Here is a 17,501-nt window from a genome sequence, read left to right as displayed (position 1 = left end):
AAAAACAGCGGCCCAGGGGAACTCCGGACCGCTGTTTTTTATAAGATAATTTGATAATTTTAGGAGGCTTGCTTGAAAGATACCAAGAGCCGTTCCGGTGAGACATACTCCTTGCCGAGGGCTTCGGCCACCGGCGCGCAGGTCAGATTGGCCCGGTAGGTATTCAGGCCGGACAAGAGCGAATGGTCTTCCAGCAAAGCCCTTTCCGGTCCCAGGTTGGCGAGTTGCAAAAGATACGGCAGGGTGGCGCCGGTCAGCGCATAGGTGGAGGTGCGGGGCACCGCGCCCGGCATATTGGCCACCGAATAATGGATCACGCCGTGCCGCTCGAAACAGGGATGGTCATGGGTGGTCACCCGGTCCACCGTCTCGATGGAGCCGCCTTGGTCGATGGCCACGTCGACAATGACCGAGCCGGGTTTCATCGTCCGGACCATGGCTTCGGAGACGACCTTCGGAGCTTTGGCTCCGGCGACCAATACCGCCCCGACCAGCAGGTCGGCCTGGCGGATGATGGTCATCATATTGAATTCGTTATAGTACAGGGTGGCGATCCGGCCGCTGAAAATATCGTCCAAATACGCCAGCCGGCTGGCGTTGATATCCAGCACGGTCACCCGGGCGCCCATCCCCACCGCCATTTTGGCGGCATTGGTGCCGACGATCCCGCCGCCCACGATGACGACGTCGGCCGGGGGCACGCCGGGGACGCCCCCCAGCAGCACGCCGCAACCGCCGTTATATTTCTGGAGCAGATTGGCGCCGATCTGGACCGCCATCCGGCCGGCCACTTCGCTCATGGGCACCAGCAAGGGAAGGGCCCCGTCCGCGGTCTGGACCGTCTCATAGGCGATTCCGGTAATCTCTTTGCGCAACAGCGCCTCGGTCAGCGGCCGGTTCGGAGCCAGATGCAGATAAGTGAAGAGCGCCTGACCGTCCTTGAATAGTTCATACTCCGACTCCAACGGTTCCTTGACTTTCACGATGAGATCCGCTTCGCGAAAGACCTCGCTGCTCTTTTCGAGCATGGCGGCGCCGGCGGAACGGTACTCCTCATCCGTGATCCCGCTGCCGAGTCCGGCCGTCTTTTCGACGAGCACTTTATGGCCCGCCTTGACCAGGGCATACACGCCGGCCGGCGTGACCGCCACCCGGTTCTCATTATTCTTAATTTCCTTGGGAACTCCGATAATCATTGCCATACCCCCAAATTTACTCTCCGGAATAGTCCTCCGGGATGATCGAATGGTTGTTCTTGACCGTGGATAAGGCCACGATGGTGCGGGTCTTTTGCACCCCGGGAACGCTCTTGATCCGGTTTAAAAGCCTTTCCAACGTCGCCGCGCTACGCGTAATGATCTTCAGGGCATAATCATAATCGCCGGCCAGGTAATGGCATTCCAGGATTTCATCCTCCCGCTGGACGAACTCCACAAACTGCTCGGTGAATTTCGGCCGCTCCAGGGAGATAAACATGATGGCCGTCAGTTCCTTCTGGAAACGGGCCGGATTGACGATGGCGACATACTTATCGATGATCCCGCCGGCTTCCAGCTTCTTCAGCCGATCACTCACCGCCGGCACCGACAGATTGATCTGACTGGCGATCTCCGATACCGTCACCCTGGCATTTTGTTGAAGTAACTTCAATATTTTTACATCTAACGTGTCCATGACTGCCTCTTCCGGAAGACTTACATCAATTTTACATGATCGCCAAACGATTTAAAATAGTTCTTGATAATTACCAAAACATTTTATGTATAACCCCATTTATTGTTTAATAATTAAACAATCCCTGACATCAAATTCCTTTGTGAAAAAATTTTTTAACTCTTGCCGCCCCTTCCTGCTACGGCTCATCCCAATAAAAAAAGAGGGCTTCGCCCTCTTCGTAAATTTTGGTATTTCGCTGAAACCTTACGTCATTGTCACAACCGGCCAATCTCCCGGACCCAGCCGAACGGATCCTCGGCCCGGCCATATTGGATATCCACCAAGCGATCGTACAGTTGCTGCGTGACCGGGCCGACCTGGTTGCCATGGATGACATGGTTTTGATCCTGATAGAACAACGAGCCCACCGGCGAGATGACCGCGGCCGTTCCCGAACCAAACGCTTCGGTGAGCGTTCCGTCCTGCAGCCCGGCGATCACTTCATCGATTCCGATCGGCCGCTCCTCCGCCTCATAACCGAGACTGCGCGCCAACTCAAGCACCGAAGCCCGGGTAATGCCGGGGAGGATCGAGCCGCCCAAATTGGGAGTGACCAATTTCCGGCCGAAAACGAAGAACATGTTCATGGAGCCGACTTCCTCGGCATAACGGTTCTCCTTGGCGTCAAGCCATAATACCTGGGAGAATCCTTTTTCCTGCGCTTTGGCCGCGGCCAAGAGGCTCGCGGCGTAATTTCCGCCGGTTTTCACATTGCCCACGCCGCCGACGGCCGCCCGGATATAGTGTTCCTCCACATACAGGCTGATCGGCTTGAAGCCCTCCTTGTAATACGCTGCCACCGGGGTAAGGATCACGTAGAAGAGATACTCATCGGCCGGATGGACGCCCAGAGCATCTCCGGTTCCGATCAGCGTCGGCCGGATGTACAACGATGTTCCCGGCGCCTTGGGAATCCAACGTTTTTCCAGATTGACCAGATCGGTGATGCCCTGGAGAAACAGTTCCTCCGGCACCGGCGCCATGCACAACCGCTCCGCCGAAGCATACATCCGCCGGGCATTCTGTTCCGGCCGGAACAATAGGATCCGCCCGTCCGGTCCGGCATAGGCTTTGAGCCCCTCGAAGATCTCCTGGGAATAATGGAGCGCGACCGCAGCCGGATCGATCTGCAATGCCTTCAGCTTGGAAATCTTGGGTTCGACCCAACCTTGGCCTTTCCGGTAATACGCAGTGAACATGTAGTCCGTAAAAACTTTGCCGAATCCCAGCTGGGTCGGGTCCGCAAACAGCGGTTTCAACTCCTGCTCCGGCAGTCGCTCAACGGTAATATTCATGCCTTCGCCTCCTAAAATATATCAAGAATTTCTCTAAAAACATCCCTATCCAGACAAAACCGCACGGAAACCATAGCTCATACCCGTCAAAGAAAAATGAGCCGGTCTCGGAATTATCCCCTATTATAACACATTTCGAAGGGACCGGCGCGCCTTCTGAGAAAAAAAATAACGCCGGTCCTCGTTTCCCGGCGCTTATTTTTAAAACTTCAACCAAACTGTTCATCGAATCGCGACGCTTTCCAATGAACCCCAACATTGCCGCCCGTCCATTTCATCTTACATTCCGGAGTCTTGTGCCGGAGTACGGCTGGCTTTCCAATAAACGCATCAAGCGGCTTACCGTCAAATCGATCTTCGTTGCCAGCTTGTAACTCTCCTCATCCTCCAATTCCGGATGAGAGGGGTTGGTCAGCAACTCTTCCTTGAGTTCTCCAACGACCCGGTAGATCTGTTCAAGGTCCTTCTCCAACATGATCGGCCTCCGTCCGGCGCCAAGCCGCATTGGCCCGGCAACTGTCGGGTGTTTGATGGGTAATCCGCTGGACTGCAAAAGCGTTGTGATAAACCCTGTCCGAAGGTCAGGGCGGACACAAAAGCTCAGAGCAGCAAGGGATAAAGTCGTTTTTAAACCTTTTTGCAAGCTGATCCCAGTTTCGAAAGACTTTATCCCATGGCTTCCAACGCGTCCCGGATGCAATACTCAGTATCCATGATTATATCAGAAATTGTCGACGATGCAAGGGAAGAAAGACATGAAATAACCCCGGCCGGAAATATCAACCGGAGTTTGGTCGCGCTTTTCCCCGCGGATGGCGATTATCGTTTCCTAGCAATTTGAACCGGGTTTTGTCGAATCAGACGACAGGGTTGGAGCTGATTGGCAGCGGAACGCTTTTTCTTGAAACTGAACGGGCGGTGATCATTTCGGTTTATCCAGCGCATCAACCTTCACCCGAGCGCTGGAAACAATCCGGTTTATTTCAACGGTTCCGCTGTGGAAATGCCTCTTCCGGTAGAGCCAAATCCGCCGGCGCCGCGGTCCGTCTCCGCCAATGCATCCACCTCTTCCCAAATCCCGCGGAACACCGGGAAAAATCCCAGCTGCGCCAGTCGGTCTCCGGGTTGAATCTGAAAATCGGCCGCGCTCTCGTTCTTGACGAGACAAATCACTTCGCCGCGATAATCGCTGTCGATCACCCCGACCGCATTGGACAAGGCGATGCCATGTTTGGATGCCAAGCCGCTGCGCGGGAAGACCAAAGCCACCACGTGCGGACCCGGCAGTTCGAACGCGATCCCGGTGGGAACGCCCACCCGGCCGCCCGCCGGGATCAGCAACGGTTCCGCGATACAAGCGTGCAAGTCCATAGCCGCCGCACCGTCGGTGGCATATGCGGGCTTTGGAATCACGCCCTCCCTGATCAGCGGAGAGAGCACTTTTAATTTAATCGCCAGCGGTCCAACCGGCTCAATATTCATGATACCCTTTCCGCAACAGCTCCGAGTCCTCCGCAAAGGGCCCGACTGCCGTAATGACTAATTTATTCTCATCAAAAATGGCTCGGGCCGCCTCCAACACTTGAGCGGCATCGACCTGATCGATCCGGGCCACGCTCTCCTCGGGAGTCGTCAAAGGTTCTTGAAACAAAACCAGTTTTGCGATACGGCTCATCCGGTTGCAGGTGCTCTCCAGACTCAATAACAAGTTTCCTTTGAGCTGTTCCTTGGCCCGGGCCAACTCCGCCGCTCCGACGGGATTGTCGCGCAGCTTGCGCAGCTCGCTTTTGACCAGGGAAATCACTTCCTCAAAATTTTCCATGCTGGTTCCGGCGTAAATCGAGAACAAGCCGGTATCTTGATAGGCGGAGTGATTGGAACCGGCCATATAAACCAGTCCCCGTTCTTCCCGCAGTTCTTGAAAGAGCCGCGAACTGACGCTGCCGCCGAGAATGCTGTCCAATACGAAGACGGTAAACTTCTCGGGGCTGCTCCGCTCGACCCCCCGCGTTCCGAGGCAGATGTGGACCTGTTCCGTTTCTTTGCTCCGGATCACCACGTCTTGCTCCAGGCGCGGCAGCGAGGGCAGCTGCTTGGTGGCATGACCCGCCAATCCCTCAAAACGCTGGGCAACCTCTGCCACGATCTGGTCGAATTGGACATTACCCGCTACTGCAAAAACGATGTTATCCGGGGTATAATGGTGACTTAAGTATTGCAAGATGACTTCCCGGTCGATGCCCCGGATGGTCTCGGGCGTTCCGAGAATCGTCCAGCCGAGCGGATGTCCTTTCAATACCGCGCCGGCGAAAATATCATGAATCAGTTCATCCGGCGAGTCTTCATACGATTTGATCTCTTCGATCACGACTTGTTTCTCTTTTTCAAGCTCCTCCGGCAGAAAGAGGGAATTAGTCACCATATCCGAGAGAAGGTCGATTCCGAACCGGAAATGCTTATCGAGCAGCTTGGCATAAAAGCAAGTGTATTCCTTGGTCGTAAAGGCGTTCAGTTGACCGCCGACGGCGTCCATCTCCTCGGCAATCTGCTTGGTGGTGCGCCGGCCGGTTCCTTTGAACAGCATATGCTCGATGAAATGAGAGATTCCGTTGTATTGCGGTTCTTCATAGCGCGAACCGGTGCCGACCCAGATACCCAATGAAACCGAATGGACATGCGGAATCGTCTCGCAGACAATCCGCAGGCCATTCGCTAAGGTGGTTTGTTGGTACATGTTTCGAGTTCCTTGTCTTTTTGATAATGGCAAACGGTTTCTCCGTCAGCGTCCTGGCGGGAACGTCCGGTCCACGCCAATCGGAAGGGTTCGAAACCGCTTTTTGCCGATTTTAAGTGCTAATGACAGAATTATCATGTAATGTTCGCCTTTTTGAACCAAAGTCCTCTTTTTCGAGGCGGATGGTTTTAATGGTTTTAACTGTATATATCGTACTCCATATTCCGGACCAACAATGCCAACGCCACTTCGGCCGGAGCGACGGATGATGGTCCCTGTTCCATTTTTCGGAGTACCAGCCAAAGTATGCGTCGATTGTCTAAGTATAACGGGTTTACCGGGATCTACTTAGAGGTAAACCGCCCTGACCAGCGAATTTTCGAATTAAGGGCAGCGTTTATTGATTGCTGAAACAGCGATCATTTCATCGGATAAAAAAGTCAGGTCCCGGCATCGATAATTGGAAGGGAGCAACCCGATGCAAGGCAATGTGATCACCACCATCATAGCATTACTGTTTTATCTTACTTCGGGCCTCTTCGGGGTGAATTCCGGCAGTTCCAGCAAAAACTCGGCTCTGCCGCCCGAGACGAGCATTTTTTACCCTCGCTCCGGAGTGATCGCAAGCGATGTAGCGACCATTCGCAGCGAAAGCTCCTCCTCCAGCTCTACGGTGGGGAGCGCCACCAAAGGGTCGCGCTTAATCATTCTAGGGGAAAAGAATGGTCTCTATCAGGTGCAGACCCATTCGGGAATCACCGGCTGGGTGGCCAAATGGATGGTCACCGCCCAGGCCCCTGCGGCGGGGACGGTGAGCAAGGGAAGGACCATCGCCGGTTATTATGTCGAGAACTATTATAACGATCCGGTGGGGTACTCAGCGCTCTCCGCCAATCTGGGGACGATTAATACGGTGATGCCTTTCTCCTTTAACATTGACCAATACGGGACGATCCATAGCACCCACAATCCCAAGCCGGTCCGACTGGCCCGTAGTGCCGGCGCGGTGACGTTGGCCGTGGTCAATAACATCAAGGGGGATAATTTCAATTCCAGCGTGGCCAGTAAGTTGTTGAGCAGTCCGACTTACCGCTCCAAGGCAGTCTCGGGAATCAGCCGGATGCTGCAACAGAACGGTTTTCAAGGCGTCAATATCGACTTTGAGAATGTCCCGGCCCGTAGCCGAAACGATTTGACTGCCTTTTTCCGGGAATTGGCCGCCGAGTTGCGGCCCAAGGGGTTATTGGTGACGGCGTCGCTGCCGGCCAAGACCTCCAACGATCGCAGCTCCAGCCATGGCGGCGCCTATGATTATCAGGCCATCGCGCCCTATCTGGATCAGGCAATGATCATGACCTATGACGAACATTATGCCGGTGGCGCTCCCGGTCCGGTGGCTTCTTACCCTTGGGTTGATAAAGTGATCCGGTATACCTTGAATTATTTCCAGCCCAGCAAGGTCGTACTGGGACTCGCCGCTTACGGCTATAACTGGAGCATGAGCTCAGGAAAAGCGCAAAATTACAAGGCGATCCAAAACCTGATCAAACAGTATTCCGTCGCGCCGAAATGGCACCCGACCTATAAAGTGCCCTACTTCACGTATAAAAGCTGGGGAATCAAACATCAGGTCTGGTATGAGAACGCCAGCAGCACCGCTGCCAAAATGCAACTGGTCCGGAACTACGGCCTCAAGGGCGTAGCGGTCTGGCGGTTGGGCTATGAAGATCCCGCCATCTGGAATGTCATCCGGCAAAGTTTATACTGAGTGGGCTGAATCGCCCGAAAGGTTTGAATCGATAAAAGCAAAAAGGAGGCGCCGGGCGCTTCCTTTTTCATTTTCCTTATGGGAGGACCATGCCGATACCGCCAAACCGCCCTTGCCTTTCTGAAAACCGGTTATTAATCCGATGGTTAAATGTATGAAAAATTCTGGAAAACTCGTTAAAGCATCGCGATTTTCCAAAATTCCTTTCGATGTATTTAAACACCGGAGTAGTAGGAAATTCGCTCGTTCCGCAAAGCCGCGGTTGGCGTTTTTTTCGGTTATTGGTCACGATTTCCCCATCACCTGCGAGACCGTACCGGGTTCGAGATTCCGTTGGCGCAAGGAGCGTATCAGCTCCCGGAATACCGTCTTGGTGGCGACCGTGGGATGCATCAGCAGGATACCGCCGGGTTCGATCTTGCCCAATACCCGGCGCAACATCTCCTGCGGATCGGGATTTTTCCAGTCTACGGTGTCCACCGACCACAAGATGGTATAATTGCCCAATTCCCCGGCCGCTGCCAATACCTCCGGGCTGATCTCGCCATAGGGCGGCGCGAACAGATTGGCCGGTTGTTTTCCGGTGATCGACCACAAGAGCAACGCGTTATCGGAAATGAGCTTTTTCACTTGCTCCCGGCTCATCTGCGCGGGATGGCCGTGAAAAAGGCCATGATTGGCCACCTCGTGACCGGCGGCGGCGATATTCCGTACCAGTTCCGGAAATAGCTTCACCCACGTTCCGACAAAAAAGAAGGTCGCTTTGGTCTTTTCCTCCGCGAGGATCTTCAGCATCTCTCCCAGGTGTTCTTCGCCCCAGGCGACATTGATCGCCAGGGCCACCCGGGAAGCAGTTTTATCGCCCTGATAAACCGGTTTGAAAAGATCCTCGGTGATCGGTGGCGGCACCGGGTTCACCACCAGGCGGGCCACGGAGCCGGCGGGCGCCATGCAGACCTGGTGGACCGTTTGGGCGACATCCACCAACTTGCCGGACTCGGCGGGCAAGATCTCGCCGGTTTCCGGAATATAACTGGCATTGCGCGGCTCCCGGTTCACTTGAGCGGCGAGCGTTTTCACCAGCGAAGTGACTTCGTCCGGCAAAAAGCCTTGCACAACCCGCCCTTCCAACCGGACGCCCTGTTTCACCCCGAAAATCCGCCGGGCAAACCTATCCCAATTGGCCACCACGCCGGCGGTGAAGATCATCAGCAATAGAAAGATTAGCCCTCTTTGGACCTGTTTTTGCTTGAAGAAAAGAACGCGCATCCCCTATCCCCCCGTTCTCTGATTATTTATTCACGGGGGAAACCGGGTAGAACCGGTTATCTGGGATGGCGGCCTGATTTTCCGGCCGCTCCGGGAGCAGCCGCCCGCTGTATCGGTCGAAAGGTTCTGCTTTGCCGATGGAGCCGGGGTTGGGAAGCGAGGTCAGTCCCGGTAATCGGCGGCGATGAGCTGCGCCGCCCTTTGCATCACTCCGGGAGGTCCGATCCGTTCCCGGACTTCCCCCAATTCCCGGCGCAGCTGCGCGTTGTACTCGGCGTCGGTGAGCATCCGCTTCAGCTCGCGGGCGATGTTGGCAGCGGTCAGGTTCTTTTGCAGGAGCTCCGGAACGACGCTGCGGCCCATCATCAAATTGGGCAGGCCGATAAAGCCCAGCTTTTTATGTTCGGCTGTCTCCATCGCCTTATAGATTTGATACGACAAACCACTGATCCGGTAGACGATGATCATGGGCGCGCCGAGGATGGCTGCTTCCAATGTAGCGGTGCCGGAGGCGATCACCGCCCCGTCCGCCGCGGCCAGCAGATCGTAAGCTCCCCCTTCACAAAGGCTGCATTCCACCGGATACTCGCGGACGATCGACTCAAGCCATTCCCGGTCCAACGAGGCCGCCACCGGCAGGGCGAAACGCACCCGAAGCTCCCCCGCGACTTCCGCCGCCGCCTCCAGCATGAGCCGGAGCAACTTGGCGATCTCCTGCTTCCGGCTGCCCGGCATCAGCACCACCAATTGCTGAGGGTCCGCCACTCCCAGCGCCTCCCGGACCTCCTGCGGCTGGCGAGTGTTGCGGACCCGATCCAGCAAAGGATGGCCGACATAAGTCACGGTCGCGCCGAACTTGCGGTAAAAATCGGCCTCGAAAGGAGCCACCGCCAGCAGCAGTTTAACCCGCTCCGCCAGCTTGACGGCGCGATCCTGTCCATAAGCCCAGGCCGAGGGCGAAAACATGCAATACACCGGGATCTGCCGTTCCTTGGCCGCTTTAGCCAACACCAAGTTGAATCCGCCCGAATCCAACCAGAGCATCAAATCGGGGCGGCGTTTGTTCCACTCCTCCGTAATCTCTCGGACCAGTTTTTTCATCCGGCGTAGATTGCGCAATGCTTCCAGAAAGCCGATGGTGCTGACCCGGGTCGGGTCAAAAAGCAACTCCACTCCAGCCGCGGCCATCCGGGGTCCGCCGATGCCATAGAGTATGGCTTCCGGCAGCAATTTTTGCAATTCCCTCACCAAGACCTCGCCGTGCATGTCCCCGGAAAACTCACAGGTCGATACGAAAATAACCGGTTGTCCCATAGGCGTCTCCTCTGCCGTTTCATTCCAAAGCCAACGGGTCCGGGCGAACCCGAGATGATGCCTTCTCATTCTTTGGATATTTTGATTTCCGGGTTAATAATTCGGGGAATCTTCGCCGGTCCCTGCAAGAATCGGCGATTCCCGCCAAGATAGCCGGACCTGCCCCGGCTTGAGCCGCAAACCGGTCAGCCGCAGGGGCAAATTCGGCAACAGCGGAAACTCCAGCGGAATCTGATCGCCGATCAATCCGACGAAGCTGCTGCCCATGGAACGGCCGGAGATCAATAACCGTTTCGGAAAAAAACGAATATTCCTGTAATCGACCGGGGCAACTTCCCCTTCCAGCAGTATCGGCACTTCATTGCCGAAGACCGAGGCCACGCCGGTGAGGCGCACCCGATCCGCCAAAACGTTCAGATCCAGCTGATAATCGGGATAATGCGCCCGCAGGTACTCGCTGAGCGCTTGGTCGGAGACCCACGCTTCCACCGCGGTCTTCCGCACCTCCAGAAAACGCAGCCCGCCGCCGCGCAACAGCAAAGGGAGGTCAAAGCGAAAGCCCTCATTGACCAGGTCCAGACGGGCCAGGTCTAACTCGCTGATCCGGCAGTGGGTTGCGTTCAAGCGGGCATAACGAATCCTTCCCCGCGCCAGATCGGGCAGGCTCAGCCAACTGAGGTCGGCCTTCAGTTGCGACTTGGCGCCCGTATCGATCAGACTGGCCCGCAGGGCGGAGCGGATCCAAAAGTTCAGCCCGAACTCGGCCAGCAAGACGCCAATCAGGAAACCGGCCAAGCCGATGATGGCCGGCTTCACGTACTTGCGGGCCAGCAGCCGCTCAAATTGTCCCACCCATTGGCGGCAGTAATGTCGAAAGGATTGCAACCGGAAGGCTCCTTGCCTGATTGATTCAGTTCATTTTACGGGATCGCTATTTGCTATTATTACCGATTTTTCAGTGAACAAGCCGGCTTTTATAAGCCATGTGATAAAGTCTTTCGAAACGAGATCAGCATACAAAAAGGTTAAAAAATCGACTTTATCACTTGCTTTTCTGAGCTTTTGTGTCAACCCTGTCCTTCGGACTGGGTTTATCACAACGCTTTTATAAAGGCGCGCCGATCTCCACCACGTGTCCGTCCGGGTCATAGAAGCGAAAGACCGGCTGCCCCCAGGCTTGTGTTTCGATGCCGTGGATCAGCCGCACTCCCGCCTGGCACAAGCGTTCGTAGGTGCCCGCCAAGTCATCCGTTTCAAAGTAAACATCCATGTTCAGACTGCCTTGCGGTTCGTCCGTCCCGCCCTCCGGCGCGCCGATCAATCTCCGGAACTCCCGGGCGCCGTGTAATGCCAGATGGCCCTCGAAGATGACACAAGCACCGTAATCTTGAACCACCGGAATGCCGATGGTCTGTTCGTAGAATTTTTTGGAAACCTCAATATCTTTGACCATAATCAGCGTATTAACAAATTGAATCGTCACCGCCACCACCCCTCTTTTTATCAAATCGCCGGCAACAGCCGGTACTTTACTCGCTGGGCGTAATCGGAGTATCCGGCCAATTCTCGACGGAGCATCCGATCGTCTTCCAACGCGATGCACCCGATGAAAAGCGCCATGGTCAAACCGTCCGGAACCATAGGTTAATCCAAAAGTTTATAGCTGGTCTCTACTACCACCTGATCGCTCATTGACACCCAAACCGGCGCTAGAGTTCGGGTCTCCTCCAATGCATTCCGGATCTCATCAGCTCCGATATGATCGGCTTTGATTGCGGCTTCAAAAATAATTTTGCCTAGCGATAAAGGTTTCTCACGTCGGAAACCCTGGACATGGGCTTTAAAATCGCTGACTTGCGCTCCCTTTTTTCGGAGCAGATATAATAAGGTGGTACTGACACAGCTTGCGAAACTCATCACCAGCAGTTCCAGCCCGGCATACCCCGCTCCGGTTCCCAGAGGGGGCGCGAAGTCGAAGGTCAACGGCTGTTCGGCATTGGATTTTGAGATTCCGCTCATTTTTACTTTTTGGTCGATTAAACTGATTTGGATATCATATTGTGGGTTGTTCAAGCTCATGACTCCTTTTCTATTCGGAATTTTCAGCAATGGATGCCAGGCGTCGACCGGCAAGATCCGGGGCTGGGAACACTCATTTTGAATCAGCCTCGCAGATACTCTCCCAGCCTCGCCAGCGCCTGGGGAAAATTCTGGCGTCCCAGCCCCACCCGGAAATGATTCCCCGGCGCATCGAAGACCGTGCCCGGGAGGATCATCAGGTTCTTGGTCAGCACCACGTCTTCGCAGAAAGCCTCCACCGGAACCGCCCGCGTCAGCTCGGGAAAAGCGGTTGAACCGGCCTGGGGCGCAAACCACCGGAAACTCTCCGGATGCTCCGCAAAAAACTGCTCGGCCAGGTCCCTGTTGCGAAGGATAATCTCCCGACTCCGGGCGATCAAACGCTCCTTGGCCCGCAGCCCGATGATGGCCAGCACCTCGCTGGGAGCGCTGCCGCAGATGGTGGTATAGTCTTTCATGCTCGCGAACCTGTCCATGAGCGCCTGGCCCCGGGTGGCCAGCCAGCCGATGCGGAGCCCGGGAAGTCCGAAGGTCTTGGAGAGTCCGAACAAGGAGACTCCTTTCTCATAGGCGTCCGCGACCGCCGGCAGCCGGTCGGCGGGATGATGTTCCGACAACCAGTACATCTCGTCCGAGAGGAGATAAAGATCATGCCGCCGCACCAGGTCGAGAATTCCGGCGAAGAGCTCCCGCGAGGGCAGAAACCCGGTGGGATTGTGGGGGAAATTGATGGCCAGGAGCCTCGTCCGATTGTCGATGCTATCCTCCAGACGGTTCAGGTCCAACGTCCATTGGCCGTTCCCGGCCACGATCGGCCAGGGCGTCACCTTGCAACCGAGGCTCCGCGGGATCTCCTGCAGCGACTGGTAGGCCGGATCCACGACCACGGCGCTGTCGCCCGGTCGCAGGATGGTGTTGAGCGCGATGAAAATGCCTTCCTCCGGCGTCAACACCAGTACGTCCTCGGCCGAAATCTCCCGGTAGAGCCGGGCGATCTCTTCCCGCAGCGCCGGGTGGCCTTTGGACTCGGTATACCCCAGTTTCAAATTGGCCCAGAGCTCTTTTCCGTCGGGATCCGCATATTCCAGCAGTTCCGGAAGGGATAGACTCTCGCAATCCGAGGGGCTCAGGAGATACTCCACGTTGAACTCATACTTGGCGAAATAACGTTCCAGTTTAAAATCATTCAGTTGCATTGGAAAACCGCCTCATCTCATGAAAATTCGATCGATTGGAACCGGCGTCGAAAAACCCGGCAATTTTGGAAATTCCTTTCAATTTGATGATGATTACTCATCCACCCCGGTTTTTCCTGCCTCCCAATTGTTAAAATTCGGAGACGGGTAGACGAAACGGGAAGCAGCTGTTTCTCTTATGCCTGCCGGAGATCCCTCCCGCTTCGTCCGGTGCGCCGCCCGGGCCGCGCACCCCGACAAAAAAAGCTCTGCATTTCTGCAAAGCTTGTTATCCGTCCGGCGGGTTGCGGCATTATCATCCGGCGTTTCGGGTAGGGACTGATGGGTCATGGACAGCGTTCCCGAAGTCTTCCGGCTCCCCCAGCTTCGCCTGATACTCCTTGATAAGCGCCACCGATTGCTTAAACTCCGCCATCTCCCGTTGCGAAAGCCTGCATTCCATCAGCTCCTTCACGCCGTCGCCGTTCAGCACGGCCGGGACGCCGACGTAGACGCCGTTTTCGCCGTATTCCCCTTGCAGCATGGTGGAGACCGGGATGACCTTGTTTTCGTCGTTGAGCACCGCTTTGATGATCTCCACCGTGGTCGCGGCGATGCCGAAGGTCGTCGCGCCTTTGGCGTTCATCACTTTGTACGAGATATAGGAGGTGTTATGGGCGATCTGGTCGATCGCGATGCCTTGCAGCCGGTCCCGGTTGTCCTCGAGAATGTCGAGGAAATTCTTGCCGCCGACTGTGACCAGGCTCCAGGGAATGACTTGCGAATCGCCATGTTCGCCCAGGCACAAGGCCTGCACGCTCCGGGGGTCCACCTTCATTACAGCGGCGATGTAATATTTCAAGCGCGCCGAATCCAGCGCCGTACCCGTGCCGATCACGCGGCGGGCCGGCAGGCCGGAGAGTTTGTACACATAATAGGCCATTACATCCACCGGATTGGTGATCACAATGAAGATCCCCTGAAAACCGCTTTGCATCACCGGACCGATAATGCTGCGCATGATGCCGGCCGCCTTTTCGGTCAGATCGAGCCGGGTCTGTCCCTTCACGAAGGGCAGCGCCGCCGCGATCACCACAATATCAGCGTCCCCGCAAGCGGCGTAATCCCCATCCCGCACATTCATATTGCGGTTGGAATAGGCCAGGGAATGCTGGAGATCGGTGGCTTCCGCCCAGGCCTTGTCCCGGTTGATATCGATCAACACCAAATCGTCGCAAATCCCCTGCACCACCAGATTGAAGGCCACCGCGGAGCCCACGGCGCCCGCCCCTACCACCACGACTTTGTTGCGTTTGATTGCCATGCTTCATCCCATCCTCTATGTTCGATGTCAGGAAATTGTGATACCGATAACCGATTGAGAGAGCTGCTTCTCCGAGTTCCGCCACCGCCCCCGAGCGGGACGGTGCTGAATGTGATCATAACATAAAAGCGGCGAACAAAAAAGACCTGCGTCTTCCATGTTCGCCGCGATGAGCCTTCGCACTTTGGAGCCTTTTAACTCCTTACATCCTCCGGTCTTCTTCCTTTCCTGAACCATAGCAACTTTCAGCGCGAGAATTTCATTTCATTCTCGCCAATTTCAACTTCAGCCTCTTTATTTTTCAGACAATCTCTACCCCTTCTTTTAACACCTCGGCGACAAATCCTTCCCGTTCGATATAATCCTGATAAGTGAAAGGAATGGGTTGAAAATCATAATGGTTATACTTACGGGCTCTGGCAAGCAAAAACTTGATCCCCTCGATGCGAGACGAGCCCGCAAAATAATCCGAAAAAATGGCTAAATCGACATCGCTATCCCGGTCATAATTCCCCCGGGCGTATGAGCCAAACAAAACAGCTTTCTGAACTGGTATTTCCTTGCTTAGCTCCGAGACATATTCTCGAATCGCCAAATTTATATTTTCAGGGATTTGAGCCATGCAAATACCTCCTTAGCCTTGGACAAAATGGCAACGGCAGATTGGTGATTGACGGATAGCGTAATCTTCTCCTTGTAAGACGGGTACCTTTCCGAAATATAAAAAGCCAATAACTCTTCTAAAAATTCTCGATACTCCTCAACCTTCACCATAATTTGATCCGGTTGAAACTGAATTTTTTCAAAAATCGCAAGAATATTATGAGTCCGCGGTGGTTCCTCCCCACTTTTTAAGACAAATAATCCTTTCGTTATTTTTTCGATCGCCTGCTGACACATAAAGACCACATATAAATATCTCCCGGAGTCAAGCATGGCCTCAGCGGTTTTAAGATCATATTCGGCGATATCTTCCCAATATGAATATTTGTCAAGCGGATCCAATCAAATCACCACCTTTGGATTGATTATATTATTTTCTCAATAATTGGGGATTATCTTGTTCTCTATCACGCAAATATATTTCCAACTTCTATAGAACATTCCACAAGAATTTCCCAATTCCATGACCACTTGCTCTATCTCCCGCGCGTATTCAACAACTTGAATCCGAATGGCAACGATCGATTCCGCCGTTCTTCTCCAGCTCCTCGTAATGGGCGATCTTTTTGTCGATCTTCAGGGCGTACTTCTTGAACTGCCGGATCTGCTCCTCGATGGCTTGTTTCTGCTCGATCAGCATCTGTTTGCGGGCGCCGATCGTCGCCGCGTCGCCCTTGGTGAGGGTCACAAAGCGTTTGATCGCGGCCAGCGGCATTCCCGTGTTGCGCAGGCAGCAGATCAAACCGATCAGTTCCATATCCTGGTCGCTGAAGTTGCGGTTGCCGTTCTCGTCCCGCTCGATCAGCGGCAGCAAGCCTTCCCGCTCATAATAGCGGAGCGTGTACTCGGTCAGTCCGACCTTTTGCGCTATCGTCTTGATCGTGTATCCCATGGCGTCGTTCTCTCCTCGTAATTTCGGTTGATGGCCTTCCACTCCATTATATACCCTAGCGCCCGTGGTAAGGCAAGCCCTCTCCGATTTCTTCCTCTCCCGAAGAGGGGTTTCCCGCCGTCCGAAACCGGTGTTGACTTATAGCCTACTCCAAGGTATACAATTCAAATGTTGGCTTCATTTTGGCCGGCGGCCGCCCGAGCAATGAGGCGATCGCGGCCCCCGGAGCTTATGCGCGTCATTCATTTTTCAGGATATCAAGCACCGACGGATGCGCAACGATAAGCCATCGTCGACCCGAGGTTGCGATGGTTGCGGCGACCCGCGTAGGCTCCGAAAGACAAATTTTGAAACGAGGTGTTTCATTTGCCAAAAGTCGTAGTCACGGGCGGCAGCGGACGGCTGGGAACCGCGGTGCTCGAACATTTTCTGGAGTCCGGCTATGAAGTCGTGAACGCCGATCTGGTCAAACCCAAGGTTGCGAAGGTGAAGCATGTCACGGTCAACCTGCAGAACCTCGGCGAATGTTACGGCGCCCTGGCGGGGGCGGACGCGGTGGTGCACCTGGCGGCGATTCCCGTAGCCTACAGCCATCCCAATGAAGTGACCTTTCAGAACAATGTGATGTCCACCTACAACATCCTTCAGGCCGCTGCCGGCCTGGGCATCGGGAAAGCGGTCGTGGCCTCCAGCGAGTCCTCCTACGGTATCGTCTTCGCTAAACACCGCCTGGTCCCGCAGTACGTGCCCCTCGATGAGGACCACCCGCAACTACCGCAGGACAGTTACGGCCTGTCAAAGATCGTCAACGAAAAGACGGCCGAGATGTTTCACCGGCTCACCGGGATGCAGGTGGTAAGCTTCCGGATCGGCAATGTCATCGCCCCGGAGATGTACCAGAACTTCCCCAATTTCATCCATGACCCGGAGCAACGCCAAAACATCCTCTGGAGTTATATCGACGCCCGCGACGCCGCGGTCGCCTGCCGGATGGCGATCGAGGCCGACGGACTCGGCGCGGTGACGCTCAACCTCGCCGCCGACGACACCAGCATGGACATCCGGAGCGAGACCCTCCTGAGCATCGGCTATCCCGAAGTGACCGATATCCGCGCGCCGCTGGACAATTTCAACACCCTTTTGAGCAACCGGAAGATCAAGGAAGTATTGAACTGGCGGCCCGTTCATTCCTGGCGCGATCATGTGAAACTCTGAATTCCGGATCTTCGCCCGAAGCCTCCCGAAAGCGGCCGGGATTTAGAATACGTCATC

General features: G+C 55.1%; 19 protein-coding genes. 2 read left to right on the top strand and 17 right to left on the bottom strand.

The window, feature by feature from the left end; genetic code table 11:
• Positions 1–59 precede the first annotated feature (59 nt).
• The 6 genes from ald to EDC14_RS04825 form a co-directional block, all read right to left on the bottom strand.
• Positions 60–1,196 (bottom strand): alanine dehydrogenase, encoded by a 1,137-nt coding sequence (gene ald, locus EDC14_RS04850; RefSeq protein ID WP_132013130.1) that lies wholly within the window; start codon positions 1,194–1,196, stop codon positions 60–62.
• A 16-nt stretch (positions 1,197–1,212) separates the two neighbouring features.
• Positions 1,213–1,674: an Lrp/AsnC family transcriptional regulator gene (locus EDC14_RS04845; protein ID WP_132013128.1), complete on the bottom strand. Its 462-nt coding sequence runs from the start codon at positions 1,672–1,674 to the stop codon at positions 1,213–1,215.
• Between the two features lie 257 nt (positions 1,675–1,931).
• The gene (locus tag EDC14_RS04840) at positions 1,932–3,011 is read right to left on the bottom strand and encodes a branched-chain amino acid aminotransferase (RefSeq protein WP_132013127.1); all 1,080 of its coding nucleotides are present in this window, start codon (positions 3,009–3,011) and stop codon (positions 1,932–1,934) included.
• Between the two features lie 274 nt (positions 3,012–3,285).
• A complete protein-coding gene (locus tag EDC14_RS04835) occupies positions 3,286–3,486 on the bottom strand; it encodes a hypothetical protein (protein ID WP_132013125.1) in 201 nt (66 codons plus the stop codon).
• A 503-nt stretch (positions 3,487–3,989) separates the two neighbouring features.
• Complete coding sequence (dut, locus tag EDC14_RS04830; RefSeq protein WP_207930706.1) at positions 3,990–4,493, bottom strand: dUTP diphosphatase; 504 nt, start codon at positions 4,491–4,493, stop codon at positions 3,990–3,992.
• Positions 4,483–5,745, bottom strand: coding sequence for a M16 family metallopeptidase (locus EDC14_RS04825; RefSeq protein WP_132013123.1), 1,263 nt, complete (start codon positions 5,743–5,745; stop codon positions 4,483–4,485). The genes dut and EDC14_RS04825 overlap by 11 nt, the downstream gene beginning before the upstream one ends.
• 478 nt (positions 5,746–6,223) lie before the next feature.
• Here EDC14_RS04825 and EDC14_RS04820 point away from each other — a divergent pair, with 478 nt between their 5' ends.
• Positions 6,224–7,513 carry a glycosyl hydrolase family 18 protein gene (locus EDC14_RS04820; RefSeq protein WP_132013121.1) on the top strand — a complete coding sequence of 430 codons (1,290 nt, stop codon included), beginning with the start codon at positions 6,224–6,226 and terminating at the stop codon, positions 7,511–7,513.
• 285 nt (positions 7,514–7,798) lie between these two features.
• On the opposite strand, the gene EDC14_RS04815 is transcribed toward EDC14_RS04820, so the two are convergent.
• The 11 genes from EDC14_RS04815 to EDC14_RS04770 form a co-directional block, all read right to left on the bottom strand.
• A complete protein-coding gene (locus EDC14_RS04815; protein WP_132013119.1) occupies positions 7,799–8,782 on the bottom strand; it encodes a polysaccharide deacetylase family protein in 984 nt (327 codons plus the stop codon).
• Between the two features lie 162 nt (positions 8,783–8,944).
• On the bottom strand, positions 8,945–10,096 hold the full coding sequence (gene lpxB / locus EDC14_RS04810; RefSeq protein WP_165907797.1) for a lipid-A-disaccharide synthase: 1,152 nt from the start codon (positions 10,094–10,096) through the stop codon (positions 8,945–8,947).
• 93 nt (positions 10,097–10,189) lie between these two features.
• Positions 10,190–10,981, bottom strand: coding sequence for a hypothetical protein (locus tag EDC14_RS04805; RefSeq protein ID WP_132013115.1), 792 nt, complete (start codon positions 10,979–10,981; stop codon positions 10,190–10,192).
• Positions 10,982–11,201: 220 nt separating this feature from the next.
• Positions 11,202–11,579, bottom strand: coding sequence for a VOC family protein (locus tag EDC14_RS04800; RefSeq protein WP_132013113.1), 378 nt, complete (start codon positions 11,577–11,579; stop codon positions 11,202–11,204).
• 20 nt (positions 11,580–11,599) lie between these two features.
• The gene (locus EDC14_RS26615) at positions 11,600–11,737 is read right to left on the bottom strand and encodes a hypothetical protein (protein ID WP_165907796.1); all 138 of its coding nucleotides are present in this window, start codon (positions 11,735–11,737) and stop codon (positions 11,600–11,602) included.
• A 3-nt stretch (positions 11,738–11,740) separates the two neighbouring features.
• A complete protein-coding gene (locus tag EDC14_RS04795) occupies positions 11,741–12,229 on the bottom strand; it encodes an OsmC family protein (protein ID WP_132013111.1) in 489 nt (162 codons plus the stop codon).
• A gap of 29 nt (positions 12,230–12,258) precedes the next feature.
• On the bottom strand, positions 12,259–13,371 hold the full coding sequence (locus tag EDC14_RS04790; protein WP_132013109.1) for an aminotransferase class I/II-fold pyridoxal phosphate-dependent enzyme: 1,113 nt from the start codon (positions 13,369–13,371) through the stop codon (positions 12,259–12,261).
• A gap of 295 nt (positions 13,372–13,666) precedes the next feature.
• Positions 13,667–14,674, bottom strand: coding sequence for an L-lactate dehydrogenase (locus EDC14_RS04785; protein ID WP_132013107.1), 1,008 nt, complete (start codon positions 14,672–14,674; stop codon positions 13,667–13,669).
• Between the two features lie 301 nt (positions 14,675–14,975).
• Positions 14,976–15,296, bottom strand: a complete 321-nt coding sequence (locus tag EDC14_RS04780) for a nucleotidyltransferase domain-containing protein (protein WP_132013105.1) — start codon at positions 15,294–15,296, stop codon at positions 14,976–14,978.
• Entirely contained in the window at positions 15,272–15,679 is a 408-nt protein-coding gene (locus EDC14_RS04775; protein WP_132013104.1) for a HEPN domain-containing protein, read from the bottom strand. Before EDC14_RS04775 ends, EDC14_RS04780 begins: the two co-directional genes overlap by 25 nt.
• 151 nt (positions 15,680–15,830) lie before the next feature.
• On the bottom strand, positions 15,831–16,229 hold the full coding sequence (locus tag EDC14_RS04770; RefSeq protein WP_132013102.1) for a MerR family transcriptional regulator: 399 nt from the start codon (positions 16,227–16,229) through the stop codon (positions 15,831–15,833).
• A gap of 366 nt (positions 16,230–16,595) precedes the next feature.
• Between EDC14_RS04770 and EDC14_RS04765 the strand changes: the two genes are divergently transcribed.
• Positions 16,596–17,444 carry an NAD-dependent epimerase/dehydratase family protein gene (locus EDC14_RS04765; RefSeq protein WP_132013100.1) on the top strand — a complete coding sequence of 283 codons (849 nt, stop codon included), beginning with the start codon at positions 16,596–16,598 and terminating at the stop codon, positions 17,442–17,444.
• Positions 17,445–17,501 lie beyond the last annotated feature (57 nt).

Origin of the sequence: Hydrogenispora ethanolica, from assembly GCF_004340685.1 — a bacterium.
Classification (GTDB): domain Bacteria; phylum Bacillota; class UBA4882; order UBA8346; family UBA8346; genus Hydrogenispora; species Hydrogenispora ethanolica.
The sequence above is the reverse complement of the archived record's forward strand: the minus strand, read 5'-3'. Positions and strand labels throughout refer to the sequence as shown.

What these genes read in the sequence shown, in the direction of transcription:
- EDC14_RS04780 (WP_132013105.1), bottom strand. Translation starts at nt 15,296, where the DNA reads ATGGCTCAAATCCCTGAAAATATAAATTTGGCGATTCGAGAATATGTC.
- EDC14_RS26615 (WP_165907796.1), bottom strand. Translation starts at nt 11,737, where the DNA reads ATGGTTCCGGACGGTTTGACCATGGCGCTTTTCATCGGGTGCATCGCG.
- EDC14_RS04770 (WP_132013102.1), bottom strand. Translation starts at nt 16,229, where the DNA reads ATGGGATACACGATCAAGACGATAGCGCAAAAGGTCGGACTGACCGAG.
- ald (WP_132013130.1), bottom strand. Translation starts at nt 1,196, where the DNA reads ATGATTATCGGAGTTCCCAAGGAAATTAAGAATAATGAGAACCGGGTG.
- EDC14_RS04785 (WP_132013107.1), bottom strand. Translation starts at nt 14,674, where the DNA reads ATGGCAATCAAACGCAACAAAGTCGTGGTGGTAGGGGCGGGCGCCGTG.
- EDC14_RS04840 (WP_132013127.1), bottom strand. Translation starts at nt 3,011, where the DNA reads ATGAATATTACCGTTGAGCGACTGCCGGAGCAGGAGTTGAAACCGCTG.
- EDC14_RS04820 (WP_132013121.1), top strand. Translation starts at nt 6,224, where the DNA reads ATGCAAGGCAATGTGATCACCACCATCATAGCATTACTGTTTTATCTT.
- lpxB (WP_165907797.1), bottom strand. Translation starts at nt 10,096, where the DNA reads ATGGGACAACCGGTTATTTTCGTATCGACCTGTGAGTTTTCCGGGGAC.
- dut (WP_207930706.1), bottom strand. Translation starts at nt 4,493, where the DNA reads ATGAATATTGAGCCGGTTGGACCGCTGGCGATTAAATTAAAAGTGCTC.
- EDC14_RS04845 (WP_132013128.1), bottom strand. Translation starts at nt 1,674, where the DNA reads ATGGACACGTTAGATGTAAAAATATTGAAGTTACTTCAACAAAATGCC.
- EDC14_RS04825 (WP_132013123.1), bottom strand. Translation starts at nt 5,745, where the DNA reads ATGTACCAACAAACCACCTTAGCGAATGGCCTGCGGATTGTCTGCGAG.
- EDC14_RS04790 (WP_132013109.1), bottom strand. Translation starts at nt 13,371, where the DNA reads ATGCAACTGAATGATTTTAAACTGGAACGTTATTTCGCCAAGTATGAG.
- EDC14_RS04835 (WP_132013125.1), bottom strand. Translation starts at nt 3,486, where the DNA reads ATGTTGGAGAAGGACCTTGAACAGATCTACCGGGTCGTTGGAGAACTC.
- EDC14_RS04815 (WP_132013119.1), bottom strand. Translation starts at nt 8,782, where the DNA reads ATGCGCGTTCTTTTCTTCAAGCAAAAACAGGTCCAAAGAGGGCTAATC.